The sequence below is a fragment of the Rhodococcus sp. SGAir0479 genome (assembly GCF_005484805.1).
Lineage (GTDB): Bacteria > Actinomycetota > Actinomycetes > Mycobacteriales > Mycobacteriaceae > Prescottella.
In genome coordinates, this window is the sequence record NZ_CP039432.1 from 2,090,360 (window position 1) to 2,106,015 (window position 15,656).

Sequence of the window (15,656 nt, forward strand, 5' to 3'; positions counted from 1 at the left end):
GTGCCACAGCGATCCGCCAGCAGGCGCGCCGACGCGCGCCAAGTTTTTGCGGGCCCCTCCGGGACCCTGACCCGATTTCGACACGAGCCGTCCGAGTCACCCATCACTTTACTGTGGGCAGTTCGGGACTCGAGACGTCGAAGTTCCGGCCCGGCTGCGTCAAGAGTACGGACACCACCGCAGACTTCCTCTCGGAACTCTCGGCGCTGCCCCACACCACGACGCGGCCGTCCACCAGAGTAACCGAGACGCTCGAAATCGTCGGTGCCGCAACCTCGGCCACCTGGACTCGCAGCGCCTCGGGCAGCGCGTCCAGCACCGCCAGGGCCGCCTGGGTGGCGTGGTCGTCGTGTCCCGGGGTGGGCGTGACCAGGCGTGCCACCCCGAACGGGGGCGGTTCGGTCGCGTAGTCCACCCCCTGCGCGTCCAGCAGGTGTGGGCCCTCCGGAGAATCGAAGAACAACACGGGAATCCGTTCGACGACGGTGAGCTTGACCGTCGAGGGGTAGATCCGCTGGACCCGCGCCTCGGCGACCCGGCGGATGGTGGCCACCCGCCGCGCGGCCGCTCCGGTGTCGACCCGCAGCAGGGGCGTGCCCTCGGCGATGTCGAGCGCCTGCAGCGCTTCCTCCTGCGTGATCACCCCGTCCCCGACGTACTCGATCTGCCGGACCGACATCAGTGGACTGAACCACAGCGCCGCGAACACCGCCACGAGCACCACTGCGGCCGTGCCGCCGAACAGGAACACCTTGCGGCGCAACGACCTGGCACGCGCGCGTTCGGCAGCGGCCTGACCCGCGTGGTCACCGGTCGCCGCGTGCTCGACGGGACGCCGCTCACGGACACCGGTCCGACCGCGCGCCCGCCGGTCCCGCCGGGCATCCGGGTGTCGGCCCCGCGAACCGCCCCGCCGCCCGTCGACCGTCATCGTGACTCCGCGCCGGATCCCGTTGTACCCGAACGACGGCCGGGACCGGGGTGGGACCGTATCGCGTCGAGGATCTGTCCACCGAGCATCGTCACGTCACCGGCTCCCATCGTGATCACGACGTCACCGGGCGCTGCGATCGCCGCGACCTGACGCGGAACCTGCGACCGATCGGGCTGATAGTGAACGGGTTTGGACACGCCCTGCGCGACCAGCGCGCCACTCACGCCCGGGATCGGTTCCTCGCGGGCACCGTAGACGTCGAGCACCACCACCTCGTCGGCGAGATCGAGCGCCTCCCCGAATTCGCGCGCGAACGTCGCCGTCCGTGAGTACAGGTGCGGCTGGAAGACCACCACCACCCGACCGGCGGCCGGGTCGCCACCGACCAGTTCGCGGGCGGCGCCGAGAACCGCCCGCACCTCGGTGGGATGGTGGGCGTAGTCGTCGAACACCCGGACGCCGTGCTCGCGGCCGGTGAGCTGGAACCTGCGGTGCACGCCCCCGAAGCCGGCAAGCCCTTCGAGCAGTTCGTCGAGCTGGGCACCGGAGTCGAGTCCGGCGAGCAGCGCCGCAAGCGCGTTGAGCGCCATGTGCTTTCCCGGGACGGCCAGGCGCAACGTCCGTGGATCGCGCTCGCCGGCCAGCCGGATGTGCGCCGACCCCCCGACGTCCCGCGCCTCCCACGACAGCAACTCGACACCGACGGGAACGTCGCCGGCGGCCGCGACCGCGTCCGACGTCCCGTAACCGACCACCCGGATGTCGGGCCGGCCGGCCTCGACCGTGCGGCGCGCCAGCGCGGCCGACCCGGGGTCGTCGAGGCACACCACCAGCAGGCCGCCGGGCGTCACGCGCGCCACGAAGTCGTCGAAGACCTGGACGTAGGCCTCGCTGCTGCCGAAGTAGTCGAGGTGGTCCGCCTCGATGTTGGTCACCACCACGACGTCCGGGTCGTACTGCAGCAACGAGCCGTCGCTCTCGTCGGCCTCGGCGACGAACACCTCGCCGGAGCCGTGATGCGCGTTGGTGCCGGCCTCGTTCAGCTCGCCCCCCACCGCGAAGGACGGGTCGAATCCGCAGTGCTGCAACGCCACGACGAGCATCGACGTCGTCGACGTCTTGCCGTGCGTACCCGAGACCAGCAACGTGCGGTGCCCGCGCATGAGCGACGCCAGCACCACCGGGCGCAGGATGACCGGGATGCCCCGTTCGCGAGCTGCGACCAGTTCGGGATTGTCCTTCGGGATCGCGGCATGCGTCGTGACGACGGCGGTGGGACCGCCGGGGAGCAGGTCGAGCGCACTCGCGTCGTGGCCGATGCGCACGACCGCGCCCCGCGCCCGCAACGCCAGGACGCCCCGGCTCTCCTTGGCGTCGGATCCAGACACCTGGCCGCCGCGGGCCAGGAGGATGCGCGCGATGCCCGACATGCCGGCGCCGCCGATGCCGACCATGTGTACCCGCTCGAGACCCGCGGGCAACTGCTCGCTCATCGCTTTCCCTCTCCCCGTTCGGACGCTGCCACGTCGAGAACGATCCGTGCGACGGTGGCGGCGGCGCTGCGGTGGCCCGCGCCCGCCGCGTTCCGGCTCATGTCGTCGAGTCGCGCGCGGTCACCGAGCAGCGGGACCACGGTGTCCGCGACGTACTGCGGCGTCAGCTCGGCATCGGCCACGAGCATCCCGCCACCCGCGGACACGACCGGGCGCGCATTCAGTTCCTGCTCGCCGTTGCCGTGCGGCAGGGGCACGTAGACCGCCGGCAGACCGACCGCCGACACCTCCGCGACCGTCATCGCGCCGGACCGGCAGATCACCGCGTCGGCCGCGGAATACGCCAGGTCCATCCGGCTAAGGTACGGCACCGCGACATACGGTGTGGTGGGGTCGGATTCGACCTCGACGGAGTTCTTGGGTCCGTAGGCGTGCAGCACCGAGATGCCCGCGGCCGCCAGCTTCGGGGCCGCTCCCACGACCGCGTCGTTGAGCGACCGGGCGCCCTGGGAGCCGCCGAAGACCAGCAGCACCGGGCCCTCCGCGGGCAGCCCGAAGTGCGCGCGAGCCTGGGCCCGCAGCGCCGCACGATCGAGGCCGGTGATCGACGAGCGCACCGGGATACCGACGATCTCGGCGTCCGCGTGGCCCCGCGCCGCCACCCCCGAGCCCGCGACGGCGGCCAGCACGCGGCGCGCCCGGCGGGCCCCCACCTTGTTCGCGATGCCCGCGCTCGCGTTGGCCTCGTGCACGACGATCGGGACCTTTCGGCGCCGTCCGAACAGTCCCGATCCGGCCGCCAGATACGCGGGCAGCGCCACGTAGCCACCGAAGCCGACGATCACGTCCGCATCGGTGCGCTCCAGAACCGCGCGGGTCGCCGCGACCGACCGGCGGATCCGCCCCGGAAGCCGGAACAGGTCCATCGTCGGCTTGCGTGGAAGCGGCACCGGGGGGATCAGTTCGAGTGGATATCCGCGTTCGGGCACCAGCGTCGTCTCGAGGCCCCGTTCGGTGCCGAGTGCCGTCACGACGGCGTCGGGGTCGAGGGCGCGGATCGCGTCCGCCACCGCCATGGCCGGCTCGATGTGTCCCGCGGTGCCACCACCGGCCACCACCACCGACAGGGCGGCCTTCTCGCGGTTGTCGCCGTTCACCTACGCATTCCTCGCTCTTCCGGGCGGGGACCACGCGACCGCGCGGCCCGCCCACGTTCCGTCGCCGGGTTGGGCCCCCGGCGTACTCGATTGTCGTCCTCGCGCCGATCGACGTCGCGTGGCCGACGGCGGGGTCCGTCCCCGCGTGGCTCGGGGGGACGCGGCCGCTCCCGGCGCGCGGGCGGCACGGGCTCCCGCGGCGCCCGCCGGACCACCGCCGCGCCCGGGGGCCGCGGCGGGATGTAGGCCGCGGGCCTGGGCAACCGCAGCAAACGCGACACCCGGCCGTCCTGACCGCTGTGCAGTGCCGCGACGGCCTCCGGTTCGTGCCGGGCCGCGTTCGCGACGAGACCGAACATCAACAGCGTGGTGGCCGTCGAGGTACCGCCCGCAGAGACCAGCGGCAACTGCAGGCCGGTCACCGGCAGGATCCCGACGACGTAACCGATGTTGATGAACGCCTGACCGGTGATCCACGCGGTCGCGGTCGCGGTCAGCAGCTGCAGGAACGGATCCGACGAACGCCGCGCGATCCGCAACCCGGTGTACACGAACAGCCCGAACAGGCCGATTACCGCGCCGGCGCCGAGGAACCCCAGTTCCTCGCCGATGATCGCGAAGATGAAGTCGTTGTGGGCGTTGGGCAGGTAGCTCCACTTGGCGCGGCTCTGCCCCAGCCCCTCACCGAACAGACTGCCGTCCGCCAGCGCGTACTTCGCCTGGCGCGCCTGGTAGCCGATGCCCTGCGGGTCGGCTGCCGGGTCGAAGAACGCCTGGACGCGCGCGGACCGGTAGCCGGCCGTGAGCGCGAGCGTCACCGCCGCGACCACACCGGCACCGAGGATGCCGACGAAGACCTTGAGCGGCAACCCCGCGAACCACAGCAGCGCCAGCAGGATGATCGCGAGCGAGATCGTCGTCCCGAGGTCCGGCTGCAACACGATCAGGACGAACACGATCAGCGCGGCCGGCACCAGCGGGATCAGCAGTTCCTTGAGCGACTGCGTCTCCCGGCGCCGCGTGGCGAGCAGGTGCGCCCCCCACACTGCGAACGCGATCTTGGCCAGCTCGGAGGGCTGCAGCGAGATGGGACCGATCACGAACCAGCCGCGGGTGCCCTGCGACATCGTGCCGATACCGGGGATCAGCACGAGCACGAGCATCACGACGGTCACACCGAACGCCGGCAGCGCCCACCTGCGCATGACCCGCACCGGGATGAGCAGGGCGACGTAGAAGATCACCAGCCCGAGCGTCGCGAAGATCAACTGGGAGACGAACTTCCCGTACGCCGACCCGTCGGCCGCCACGGACTCGACGCTCGACGACGACAGCACCATCACCAGGCCGAGGACCGTCAGCAGCGTCGCGATGGTGACGACCAGGTGGAACGACGTCAGAGGTCGCGCCAGCCACGCGCCGATGCGGGTCCGGGGTCCGCGGTCGGACTTGGCGGTGCGCTCGGTCTCGGGTCTCATCGGCGGGTCCCGGACTCCCCCGCCGTGTTCGCCGGCCCGATCCGGTCGTCGGGCAGCGCCCGCGCCGCGTCGGCGAAGCTCCGTCCGCGGTGACCGTACGAGTCGAACATGTCCAGCGACGCCGCTGCCGGGGCCAGCAGCACGGCGTCGCCGGGCGCAGCCATCGCCGCAGCCGCGCCCACCGCTTCCGCCATCACCGCGTCGGCGTCCGCCCGTGGCAGGTCGAGGCGCGCCGTGCCGGGGGTTCCTGCCGCCATCCGAGCATCGTCTCCCGCCCGGATGTGCACGACGGGGACCTCCGGGGCGTGTCGCGCGAGTGCGTCGGCAATCTCGGCGGCATCGCGGCCGATGAGCACCGCGCCCGCGAGCCGGTCGGCGACCTCGGTGACGAGGTCGTCCACCCGCGCACCCTTGAGGAGGCCGCCGGCGATCCACACGACGGAGTCGCGCGCGAGGATCGACGACCGCGCGGCGTGCGGATTGGTTGCCTTGGAGTCGTCGACGAACACCACCCCGGCCGCCTCGCGTACCAGCTCGGCGCGGTGCGGGCCCACCCGGTGCGCGCGCAGACCCGCACCGACCGCGTCCGCCGACACGCCCGCCGCGCGGGCCAGCGCAGCCGCCGCCAGCGCGTCGCACACGCCGGCCGGGCCGGGCGGGCTGATCTCGTCGGCGCCGATCAGCGCGGCGCCGGCCGAGTTGTCTTCCGAGGCGCCGTCGAACGCCCGATCGACGAGCATGCCGTCGGTCACGCCGAGTTCGCCGGGGCCGGGCCGGCCGAGCCGGAATCCGACGGTGCGTCCGTCGCGGGGGCGGTCCGCGAGCGCGGCCGCGACGGCGTCGTCGAGGCCCACGACCGCGACCTCACCGGTCAGTGCCCGGGCCTTCGCGTCGACGTAGCCGGTCATGCCGCCGTGCCAGTCCAGATGGTCCTCGGCGATGTTGAGCACGACGCCGGCGGTGGGCCGCACCGACGGCGCCCAGTACAGCTGGAAGGACGACAGTTCGACCGCGAGCACCTCGGCCCGGGGTTGCTCGGTGCGCAGCGCGTCGAGGACGGGCAGTCCGATGTTGCCGCACGCCGCCGACGGAATTCCGGCGGACTCGAGGATCGAGTGCAGCATCGACGTCGTCGTGGTCTTGCCGTTGGTGCCCGTCACCACCAGCCAGCGCCTGGGCGGACCGTAGATGCGGGCCCGGTCGACGCGCCAGGAGAACTCGATGTCGCCCCACACCGGCACCCCGGCCGCGGCGGCGGCCGCGAGGACCGGGGCGTCGGGGCGGAAACCCGGGCTGGTGACGACGACGGCGAACTCCGCGACCCGTGCGGGGTCGGCGACGAGGTCGCCCAGCGGCACCGTCGCGGCGCCCGCCTCGGCACATCGCGCGAGCACGTCCGCGTTGGTGTCGGTGACCGTGACGCGGGCGCCGAGGTCGTGCAACGGCGCGATGACCGCCCGGCCCGAGATGCCGGCGCCCGCCACCAGGACGGCCGCGCCGCGCAGTCCGCCCAGGCCCGCGGCGTCGAGGTACTGCTCCTCGAACTGCATGCGTCAGTCCCCGATCGCCGCGAGGTACTCGCTGTAGAACAGGGCCAGACCGATCGCCGACGCGATCGCGCCCAGCAGCCAGAATCTGATGATCACCTGGGTTTCCGCCCAGCCACCGAGTTCGAAGTGGTGGTGGAACGGCGCCATCCGGAACACGCGGCGCCGGCTCGACCGGAACACCGCCACCTGGATGACCACCGACGCCGCCTCGGCGACGAACAGCGCACCGATGACGACCATCAGCAGCTCGGTGCGGGTGGTGATCGACAGGCCGGCGAGCATGCCGCCGAGCGCGAGCGAGCCTGTGTCGCCCATGAAGATCTTCGCGGGCGCCGCGTTCCACCACAGGAACCCGATGCAGGCGGCCGCGCCGGCGGCGCACAGCAGCGCCAGATCCAGCGGGTCGCGGACGTCGTAGCAGCCCTTCGACGGGCCGAGGCTGCCCGGACCGCCGCTGCACGCGTTGCGGTACTGCCAGAACGTGATGATGACGTAGGCGCCGAGCACGAGGCTCATGGACCCGGCCGCCAGACCGTCGAGACCGTCGGTGAGGTTCACCGCGTTCGACCACGCGCTGACAAGCAGGTACACGAAGAGGATGAAGACGATCGAGCCCATGCTCACCGTCGCGATGTCGCGCACGTACGACAGGTGCACGCTGCCCGGGGTGAGCCCACTGCCGCCGCGGAACTGCAACGCCAGAATGCCGAACGCGACCGCGGCCACCAGCTGGCCCACGAGCTTGGCGGTCTTGTTGAGGCCGAGGTTGCGCTGCTTGCGGATCTTGATGAAGTCGTCGAGGAAGCCGACACCGCCGAGCGCGGTCGTCAGCCCCAGCACCAGCAGACCCGACGCCGACGGCCCCTCCGCGTCGTAGCCGATCCCGATGAGGTGCGAGCCCCAGTACCCGGCCCACAGACCGGCCAGGATCGCGACGCCGCCCATGGTCGGGGTGCCACGCTTGGCCTGGTGACTGGCCGGGCCCTCGACCCGGATCTCCTGGCCGAAGCCCTGCCGCGAGAAGATCTTGATCAGGACCGGCGTCAGCAGGATCGAGACCGCGAGCGCGATGCCCGCGGCGAAGAGAATCTGTCTCACTGCGACGCCTCCTGGTCGGCCGACGCCGAGCCCGTCACCGGTGCGGCGAGCACGGCGTCCGCGACCTCCCACAAGCCGATGGACTGCGAGGCCTTCACCAGCACCAGGTCACCGGCCCGCAGTTCCTGCTCGAGCAGAGCCACCGCGCTCGCCACGTCGGGCACGTGGATCGCCTCGTCACCCCACGAACCTTCCATCACCGCTCCCTGGTACATCGCGCGGACGGGACGACCCGGTCCGACGAGGATCAGCTTGGTCACGTCCAGCCGCACCGCGAATCGTCCGATCGCGTCGTGCTCGACCACTGATTCTGGCCCCAGTTCGGCCATTTCACCGAGGACCGCCCACGTCCGGCGTGCCGGACCGCGGCCGGACTTCGCCATGGACACGAGCGCCTTGATGGCCGCACGCATCGAGTCGGGGTTGGCGTTGTACGAGTCGTTGACGACCGTGACCCCGTCCGCGCGGTCGCGGACCTCCATCCGGCGCGCCGAGACCGGCGCCGCCGCGCCGAGAGCATCGGCGATCTGGTCGAGCGTCGCACCGCACTCGAGCGCGACGGCGGCCGCGGCCAGCGCGTTGCCCACGTGGTGCTCGCCGTGCACGGCCAGCGTGATCGGCACGGTGCCGGCCGCGCACGTGAGCGTGAAGCTCGCGCGGGCCTGGTCGTCCAGGCGGACGTCGGTGGCGCGGACGTCGGCGTTGCCGGACTGCCCGACCAGCACGACCCGGGCCTTGGTGCGGGCGGCCATCGCGGCCACGAGCGGGTCGTCGGCATTGAGCACCGCGACACCGCCGTCGGACGCGGCCGGCAACGACGCGGGCAGTTCGCCCTTGGTCTCGGCGATGGCCTCCCGCGAGCCGAACTCGCCGAGGTGCGCGGTCCCGACGTTGAGCACGACACCGATGCGCGGCGGCGCGATCTTCGCCAGCGTCGCGATGTGGCCACGGCCGCGGGCGGACAACTCCAGGACCAGGAACCGCGTGTCACGGTCCGCGCGCAGCGCCGTCCACGGGTGACCGAGTTCGTTGTTGAACGATCCGGGGGGCGCCACGACGGAACCGAGCGGCGTCAGCACGGCGGCCAGCAGGTCCTTCGTCGACGTCTTGCCCGACGAGCCGGTGACACCGACGACGGTCAGCCCCGCCTCCGCGAGCTTGTCGACACTCGCGCGGGCGAGCCGGGCCAGGGCCTCGAGGACCGCGGCTCCCGAGCCGTCCGCGTCGTGTTCGAGCGCCAGCGCCGCACTGCCGGACGGGCCGAGCGGCTCCACCACGATCGCCGGAACGCCGACCGGCCGCGCCGCGAGGACTGCCACCGCACCGGCCGCGACCGCCTGGGCGGCGTGGTCGTGCCCGTCCGTGCGGGCGCCCGGCAGCGCCAGGAACAGCCCACCCGCGGTGACCTTCCGCGAATCGAACTCCACCGTTCCCGTGACGGTGGCCGACGGGTCGCCGACGTCGTGAAGCGTCCCGCCGACCGCCTGAGCGATCTGGGCGAGCGTCATCGGGATCATGCATTTCCTCCGTGTGCGAGGCCGTCTCCGGAGACGATCCGAGCGATCGCCTCTCCCAGAACCTCGCGGTCGTCGAATGGGTACTTCACCCCGTGGATCTCCTGGCCGGTCTCGTGGCCCTTCCCTGCCACCAGCACCACGTCACCGGGGCCGGCCCACCCGACCGCCGCGGCGATGGCCGCCGCCCGGTCGCCGACCTCGCGCACATCGCCGCGCTCGTCCGCCGGAACGGCCAGCGCCCCCTCGAGCACGGCGGCTCGGATCGCGGCCGGATCCTCGGTGCGCGGGTTGTCGTCGGTGACCACCAGCAGGTCCGCGCCCCGCGCGCCGGCCTCGCCCATGAGGACACGCTTACCGCTGTCGCGGTCTCCCCCGGCACCGACGACGACCGCGATCCGGCCGTTCGTCTGACCGCGCAGGGTCGCGATGACCGCTTCGAGCGCGGCGGGCTTGTGCGCGTAGTCGACGACGGCCAGGAAGTCCTGTCCCCGGTCCACCCGCTGCACCCGACCCGGGACGTCGACGCCGGCGATTCCGGTCAGCACCGCGTCGATGTCCGCGCCTGCCGCGGCGCACACGGCGACGGCCAGCGCAGCGTTGGCGACGTTGTAGCGGCCGGGCAGCCGCAGGGACACCTCGCGCACGGCGCCGTCCGGACCGGTGAGCGCGAAGACCTGGCTGCCGTCGGGCTCACCCGTGGCCACCCCGGCCGACCAGTCCGCCGGGGACTCGGTGGTGCCGACGGTGGCGACCGCGCCGGGCCGGTCCGGATGCGCCCCGCGGGCGACCTCCGCCATGCGGCGGCCCCACTGGTCGTCGGTGCAGACCACCGCGCGCTCGGCGTGGACGGTCGAGTCCGCCGCGAACAGGCGGGCCTTGGCCGCGAAGTAGTCGGCGAAGTCCTTGTGGAAGTCCAGATGATCCTGCGACAGATTGGTGAACGCCCCGATCGAGAACCGCGTGCCGTCGACGCGGCCGAGGGCGAGCGCGTGACTCGACACCTCCATCACGACCGTGTCGACGCCGCGTTCGAGCATCGCGGCGAACAGGGCATGCAGTTGGGGGGCCTCCGGCGTGGTCAGGGCGCTGGGGATGCGGTGTCCGCCGACCCGGGTCTCGACGGTGCCGACGAGCCCGATGCTGCGGCCCGCCGCCGCCAGCCCGGCCTCGACGAGATACGACGACGTCGTCTTGCCCGACGTCCCGGTGATGCCGATGACCTGCATCCGCTCCGACGGGCGCCCGTAGATGGTGGCGCACACCTCGCCGAGGACCTGCCGCGGGGACGGGTGGACGAGGACCGCGACGGGCGCCTGCGTTGCGAGCCGCTCCCGCACCGTGTCCAGCCCGGCCTCGTCGGTGAAGACCGCGACGGCGCCGGCCTCGACGGCCGTGACCGCGAATTCCGCGCCGTGGGTGTGCGCGCCCGGGAGGGCCGCGAACAGATCACCCGCCCGCACCGCCTGCGCTCGCAGCTCGACCCCGGTCACCGTTGCCGGTCCGGCGTCGTGCGGCCGCGCCGCGCCCACCCACTCGAGCCGAGCGCCGATGGTCGGTGCGAGACCCGCGAGCTCGGTGAGCGGCGGATTCGTCGGACGAAGACCGCTCCCCGGCGCCGCGTCCGGCGTGGAAGGCTGCGGACTCGGAAGCACAGGCGACAGGTCCTCTCGAATCGGTGGTACGTACGGGTTCGGCGGGCGATGGTGCTGTGAGTCCCGTCGCTGCGCGCGACGGAGATCGACGTGTCAGATTACCGGCGGAGGCGCTCGCCACACGAGTCACCGTCGGCTGGAAGTGCGGGCCAGTGGGAATAGTCACCCCGCCCGGCGGTCAATCGGCCTCGAGCACCAGCCGCCGACCCGGGTCCGGTGACAGCGGCACGCTGTCGCGCTGCAGCAGCCACGAGGCGATGTTGTGGAACAGCGGCGCGGCCGACTGGCCGGGGCCACCGTCGATGCCGCGGGCCGGCGCGTCGAGCATGATGCCGATCACGTAGCGCGGATCGTCGGCCGGGGCGATACCTGCGAAGGTGATCCAGTAGTTCGAGTTGGAGTAACACCGGCACGCCGGGTCCACCTGCTGCGCCGTGCCCGTCTTCCCGGTGATCTGGTAGCCGTCGACGGCGGCCTGCGGGCCCGACCCCTGCTGGTAGCCCATCGGGTCCTTCTGGGTGACCGACCGGAACATGTCGCGCACCGACCGCGCGGTCTCCTCGCTCACCACGCGCACCGAGTCGGGGCGTTCCGTCTCGGTCCGGGTGCCGTCCGGGTCCACCGTCGCCTTGACGATCCGGGGCGGGATGCGCTCACCGTCGTTCGCGATGGCCTGGTACATCCCGGTCATCTGCAGCAACGTCATCGACAGGCCCTGACCGATCGGCAGGTTGGCGAACGTACCGCCGGACCAGTCCTCGAGGGCCGGCACGCTGCCGGCGCTCTCGCCCGGCAGCCCGACGCCGGTCGCCTGTCCCAGCCCGAACCGGTGCAGCATGTCCGCGAACCGCTCCTCGCCGACGCGCTCGGCCAGGATAAGTGTGCCCACGTTCGACGACTTCCCGAACACTCCGGTCGTCGTGAACGGAACCACGCCGTGCGCCCACGCGTCCTTGACCGACACGCCGGCCATCTGGATCGACCCGGGAACCTGCAGCACCTCGTCCGGTGTCGTGAGTCCGTACTCGATCGCGGCGGCCCCGGTCACGAGCTTGCCCACCGACCCGGGCTCGAACGGCGAGCTGACCGGGAGGTTGCCCATCTGGGCAGTGCGGGGATTGTTGCCCACCCCGATCGCCGGGTTGAACGTTCCGTCGTTGCTCATCGCCAGCACCTCGGACGTCTTGCTGTCCAGCACCACCACCGACGCGTTCTTCGCGCCCGAGAGGTCCTTGGCCTGCTGCGTCTGCTGCTGCACGTAGTACTGCAGATCGGAGTCGATCGTCAGTTCCAGCGTGGATCCGTCCACCGCGGGCCGCTGGTCACGGCGACTACCGGGGATCACCGCGCCGTCGGAGCCCCGGTCGTGGGTCTCCGCGCCGTCCTGTCCGGCCAACGCCGAATCCATCGACTCCTCGAGGCCGAGCAGGCCGTGCCCGTCCCAGCCGGTGGCACCCACGATGTTCGCCGCGAGGGATCCGCCGGGGTATTCGCGGATGTCCTGGCGTTCGAGACCGACCTCGGGGAACTCCTCGGCGATCTCGGCCGCGACCGCCGGATCCACACTGCGGGCGAGGTAGACGAACGTCTCGTCGCTCTCCAGCTTCTTCAGCAACTCGCTCTCGGACGCGGTGTCGCCGAGCCGGTCGTGGATGCCGGCGGCGATCTCCTCGAGCCGCGTCGCCGGATCGGGAGCCGTGTCGTCCTTGGCGCGCAGGTCCTCCATGGCCTTGCGCTCGCGGACCGGCTGGAACGTGAGGGCCTTCGCATCGAGGGTGTACGCGAGCTTGTTGCCGCTGCGGTCGAGGATCGCTCCCCGCACGGCGGGGAGCGTCACGGTCGTCGTGCGCTGGTTCGCTGCCTCCGCCGACAATCGCGGAGCGTCGATTCCCTGCACCCACAACAGCTGGACCGCGGCGACGCCCAGCGCGATGAGCATGACCGCGCGACCGTACTTGAGCCGAAAGGCGAAACCGCCGCTGCGGCGCGCCGACGGTGGCCGCCCCCGCGCCTTGCGCGAGGGCGGGGCCGATCGGCGCCGACGCGGGGCCGGAGCGCGTCCACCCGGGGACGTCACTGCCGCGCACCTGCCGGGGGCTGCGTGATGACCGTCACGAGAGTCGATTGTTCACCGCGGGCCTGGATTCGACCGTCATTGGCGGACTGCGGTGTGGCGGGCTGCTGCGTCGGGGTGGGCGCGGCTGCGGTCGTCGGGGCCGGAGCCGAGGTCGGGGCCGTCGCCTGCGTCGTCGGCGCGGGCCGGCTCACCTGGGTCTGCGGGGCCGGAGCGGCCGGCACCGGGACGGGAGTGCGGTCCAACGGCGGGACGGGCTTGCCCTCCGCCGGCTTGGGGGTGCCCACCACGTGGACGGTGCCGTCGGCATCCATCACCAGTCGCGCCGGGTCCTTCGCCGGGATGAGTCCCTGCTCCGCGGCCTTGGCGGCCAACACCGGAGCCGAGTTGCCGGCTGCGACGTCCCGCGCGAGCGCCGCCGTCCGTTCCCGCAGGCTCTGGTTGTGTGCCCGCGCGTCGGCGAGTTCGTACGAGTCCTCGGCCGCGCGCGTGGTCAGCAGCAACGTCGCGGCCAGCCCCAGGCAGAGCAGTCCGATGACGGTGGCCACGAACGGGATCCGCGCCACGATCGCGCGCGGCGCCGTCACGGTCGGCGCCGACGCGGGTGCGGGGTGGCCGCCGACGACCGTCGCGCGCTGACGGCGGCGGTCGTAGGCGCGCTGCGCTGCCGTGGACCGTCTGATCCGTGCGGGGGGAGCCGCCTGAACGGTCATGCTGTGGTCCTCCTCGCGATTCGTTCCGCCGCACGCAGACGCACCGGCGCTGCTCTGGGGTTGTCCTCGATCTCCTGCTCGGACGCCCGCTCCGCGCCTCGGGTGAGGAGCCGGAACTCCGGTCCCATCCCGGGCAGCTCCACCGGCAGACCCTCCGGCGTCTTGGACTTCGAGCGGGGAGTCAGTTCCTGTTTGACGACGCGGTCCTCGAGGGACTGGTACGACATGAACACCACGCGGCCACCGACGGCCAGCGCGTCGAGGGCCGCGGGCACCGCGGCGCGCAGCGAGTCCAGTTCGCCGTTGACCTCGACGCGCAGCGCCTGGAACGTCCGCTTGGCGGGATGCCCGCCGGTCCGGCGCGTGGCGGCCGGGATCGCGTCGTAGATCAGTTCGACCAGCGCCGCGCTCGTGGTGAACGGCTGCTTCTGACGTCGGCGCACGATCTCGGACGCGACCCGGCCTGCGAAACGCTCCTCGCCGTACGTGCTGAGGATGCGGGCGAGTTCGCCGTGGCTGTACGTATTGAGCACCTCGGCGGCGGTGATACCGACCGTGGGGTCCATGCGCATGTCGAGCGGCGCGTCCACCGAGTAGGCGAAACCGCGGTCGGCCTCGTCGAGCTGCATCGAGGACACGCCGAGGTCGAACAGGATGGCGTGCACGGTTCCGACCGAGTCCAGCCCGGCCTCGGCGAGCGCGTCGACGATGCCGTCGTAGCGGGTGTGCACGAACGTCGTGCGGTCGGCGTACGGGGCGAGTCGGCGAGACGCGATGCGCTGCGCCTCCGGGTCACGGTCGAGGCCGATGAGATGCAGCCCCGGATAGGTCCGCAGGAAGTACTCGGAGTGGCCACCGAGTCCGAGCGTGGCGTCGATCATGACGGCGCCCTCGCCACGCGGATCGTTCGCGGTGATCGCCGGTCCGAGCAGGTCGTCCGCGCGATGCAGGAGCACCGGGACATGACCGAATTCGCCGGGGACGGACCGGGTGTCGTCCTCGCCGTCGACCATGGTTCCTCCGGGTCTCGCTCGATGCGCTGGCTGTGCGTTCTTCGGGTGGCGGAGGTGGGTTCGGCGATTTCGTCGGCCATCGATCTTGTCGATCTGTCCGGCAACGACACTCGCGAACGTCACGTCTCCTGGGAGAGCGAATGCCTCGAGGTCCCTGTCCGATCGGGGCACCTGGCGCTGGGGAAGAGCGTCAGGGTCCCCGGGGTGAACCTGGCGCTGGGGAAGTGCGTCAGGGGCACACTCGGGCAGAGGCCTCGCGGCACTCGCCGGCGTCGACGGGTCAGAAGATCCCTTCGAGCGCCTCGTCTCTGGCTTGTGAGTAGCTTTCTTCGTGCTCCGCGAGGTAGTCCGCCCACGCCTGGGCGTCCCAGATCTCCAGGAAGTCGACCGATCCGATCACCACGCAGTCCTTGGAGAGGCCCGCGTAGCGGCGGTGGTCCGCAGACAACGTGATCCGTCCCTGCGCGTCGGGGTGCTGCTCGTCGGTGCCCGACGCGAGACCGCGCACGAATGCGCGGGCCTGCGGATTGCTGCGGGAAGCGGCGGCGGCACGACGTGCGAGTGCGGTGAACTCCTCGCGGGGGTACACCGCAAGGCTGTGGTCCTGACCTTTCGTGACCATCAAACCTCCCGCCAACGCATCCCGGAACTTCGCGGGCAGCGTCAGCCGCCCCTTGTCGTCGAGCTTCGGCGTGTAGGTACCGAGAAACAACTCGACACCTCCCGCCGGGGCCCTGTTGCGAACGTGCGGGCCGGCACCCGCCGGCGCCGTTCCGCATCTCTTGCGGGTCGCTCGCGCGATCCGCTGCCCGCCACTTTACCCCACTCTCCTCCACTTTCAATCCGAATCGGTGCGTGATTTGACAAGTTTCGAGGGATAAGTGCAGCTCACGCCCAGGGGGCGAGAGTGGGGGAAGTGCTCCGGGTGACGGCAAACACGCCGATTACCCGGTGCGCACGCGTCGCACGCGCCCATC

At 71.9% G+C, this 15,656-nt stretch carries 12 protein-coding genes; all 12 read right to left on the reverse strand.

The genetic code is table 11. The annotated features are described in order from the left end of the window. Positions 1–103: 103 nt before the first annotated feature. A complete protein-coding gene (locus E7742_RS09770) occupies positions 104–931 on the reverse strand; it encodes a cell division protein FtsQ/DivIB (protein WP_137798775.1) in 828 nt (275 codons plus the stop codon). Then, positions 928–2,427, reverse strand: a complete 1,500-nt coding sequence (gene murC, locus E7742_RS09775; protein WP_137798776.1) for a UDP-N-acetylmuramate--L-alanine ligase — start codon at positions 2,425–2,427, stop codon at positions 928–930. Before murC ends, E7742_RS09770 begins: the two co-directional genes overlap by 4 nt. Continuing rightward, complete coding sequence (locus E7742_RS09780; protein WP_254699299.1) at positions 2,424–3,503, reverse strand: UDP-N-acetylglucosamine--N-acetylmuramyl-(pentapeptide) pyrophosphoryl-undecaprenol N-acetylglucosamine transferase; 1,080 nt, start codon at positions 3,501–3,503, stop codon at positions 2,424–2,426. Before E7742_RS09780 ends, murC begins: the two co-directional genes overlap by 4 nt. Positions 3,504–3,580: 77 nt before the next feature. After that, a complete protein-coding gene (ftsW, locus tag E7742_RS09785; protein ID WP_137798778.1) occupies positions 3,581–5,062 on the reverse strand; it encodes a putative lipid II flippase FtsW in 1,482 nt (493 codons plus the stop codon). Then, positions 5,059–6,612 (reverse strand): UDP-N-acetylmuramoyl-L-alanine--D-glutamate ligase, encoded by a 1,554-nt coding sequence (gene murD / locus E7742_RS09790; protein WP_137798779.1) that lies wholly within the window; start codon positions 6,610–6,612, stop codon positions 5,059–5,061. Before murD ends, ftsW begins: the two co-directional genes overlap by 4 nt. Before the next feature lie 3 nt (positions 6,613–6,615). Further along, positions 6,616–7,710 carry a phospho-N-acetylmuramoyl-pentapeptide-transferase gene (gene mraY, locus E7742_RS09795; protein ID WP_137798780.1) on the reverse strand — a complete coding sequence of 365 codons (1,095 nt, stop codon included), beginning with the start codon at positions 7,708–7,710 and terminating at the stop codon, positions 6,616–6,618. Further along, positions 7,707–9,227, reverse strand: coding sequence for a UDP-N-acetylmuramoyl-tripeptide--D-alanyl-D-alanine ligase (locus E7742_RS09800; RefSeq protein WP_137798781.1), 1,521 nt, complete (start codon positions 9,225–9,227; stop codon positions 7,707–7,709). The genes mraY and E7742_RS09800 overlap by 4 nt, the downstream gene beginning before the upstream one ends. Continuing rightward, positions 9,224–10,879, reverse strand: a complete 1,656-nt coding sequence (locus E7742_RS09805; RefSeq protein WP_137798782.1) for a UDP-N-acetylmuramoyl-L-alanyl-D-glutamate--2,6-diaminopimelate ligase — start codon at positions 10,877–10,879, stop codon at positions 9,224–9,226. The genes E7742_RS09800 and E7742_RS09805 overlap by 4 nt, the downstream gene beginning before the upstream one ends. A gap of 178 nt (positions 10,880–11,057) precedes the next feature. Continuing rightward, entirely contained in the window at positions 11,058–12,956 is a 1,899-nt protein-coding gene (locus tag E7742_RS09810; RefSeq protein WP_254699226.1) for a peptidoglycan D,D-transpeptidase FtsI family protein, read from the reverse strand. Next, entirely contained in the window at positions 12,953–13,666 is a 714-nt protein-coding gene (locus E7742_RS09815) for a hypothetical protein (protein ID WP_137798784.1), read from the reverse strand. The genes E7742_RS09810 and E7742_RS09815 overlap by 4 nt, the downstream gene beginning before the upstream one ends. After that, on the reverse strand, positions 13,663–14,679 hold the full coding sequence (rsmH, locus tag E7742_RS09820) for a 16S rRNA (cytosine(1402)-N(4))-methyltransferase RsmH (protein WP_137798785.1): 1,017 nt from the start codon (positions 14,677–14,679) through the stop codon (positions 13,663–13,665). The genes E7742_RS09815 and rsmH overlap by 4 nt, the downstream gene beginning before the upstream one ends. Positions 14,680–14,959: 280 nt before the next feature. Continuing rightward, on the reverse strand, positions 14,960–15,391 hold the full coding sequence (gene mraZ / locus E7742_RS09825) for a division/cell wall cluster transcriptional repressor MraZ (RefSeq protein WP_137798786.1): 432 nt from the start codon (positions 15,389–15,391) through the stop codon (positions 14,960–14,962). Between the last annotated feature and the right edge of the window lie 265 nt (positions 15,392–15,656).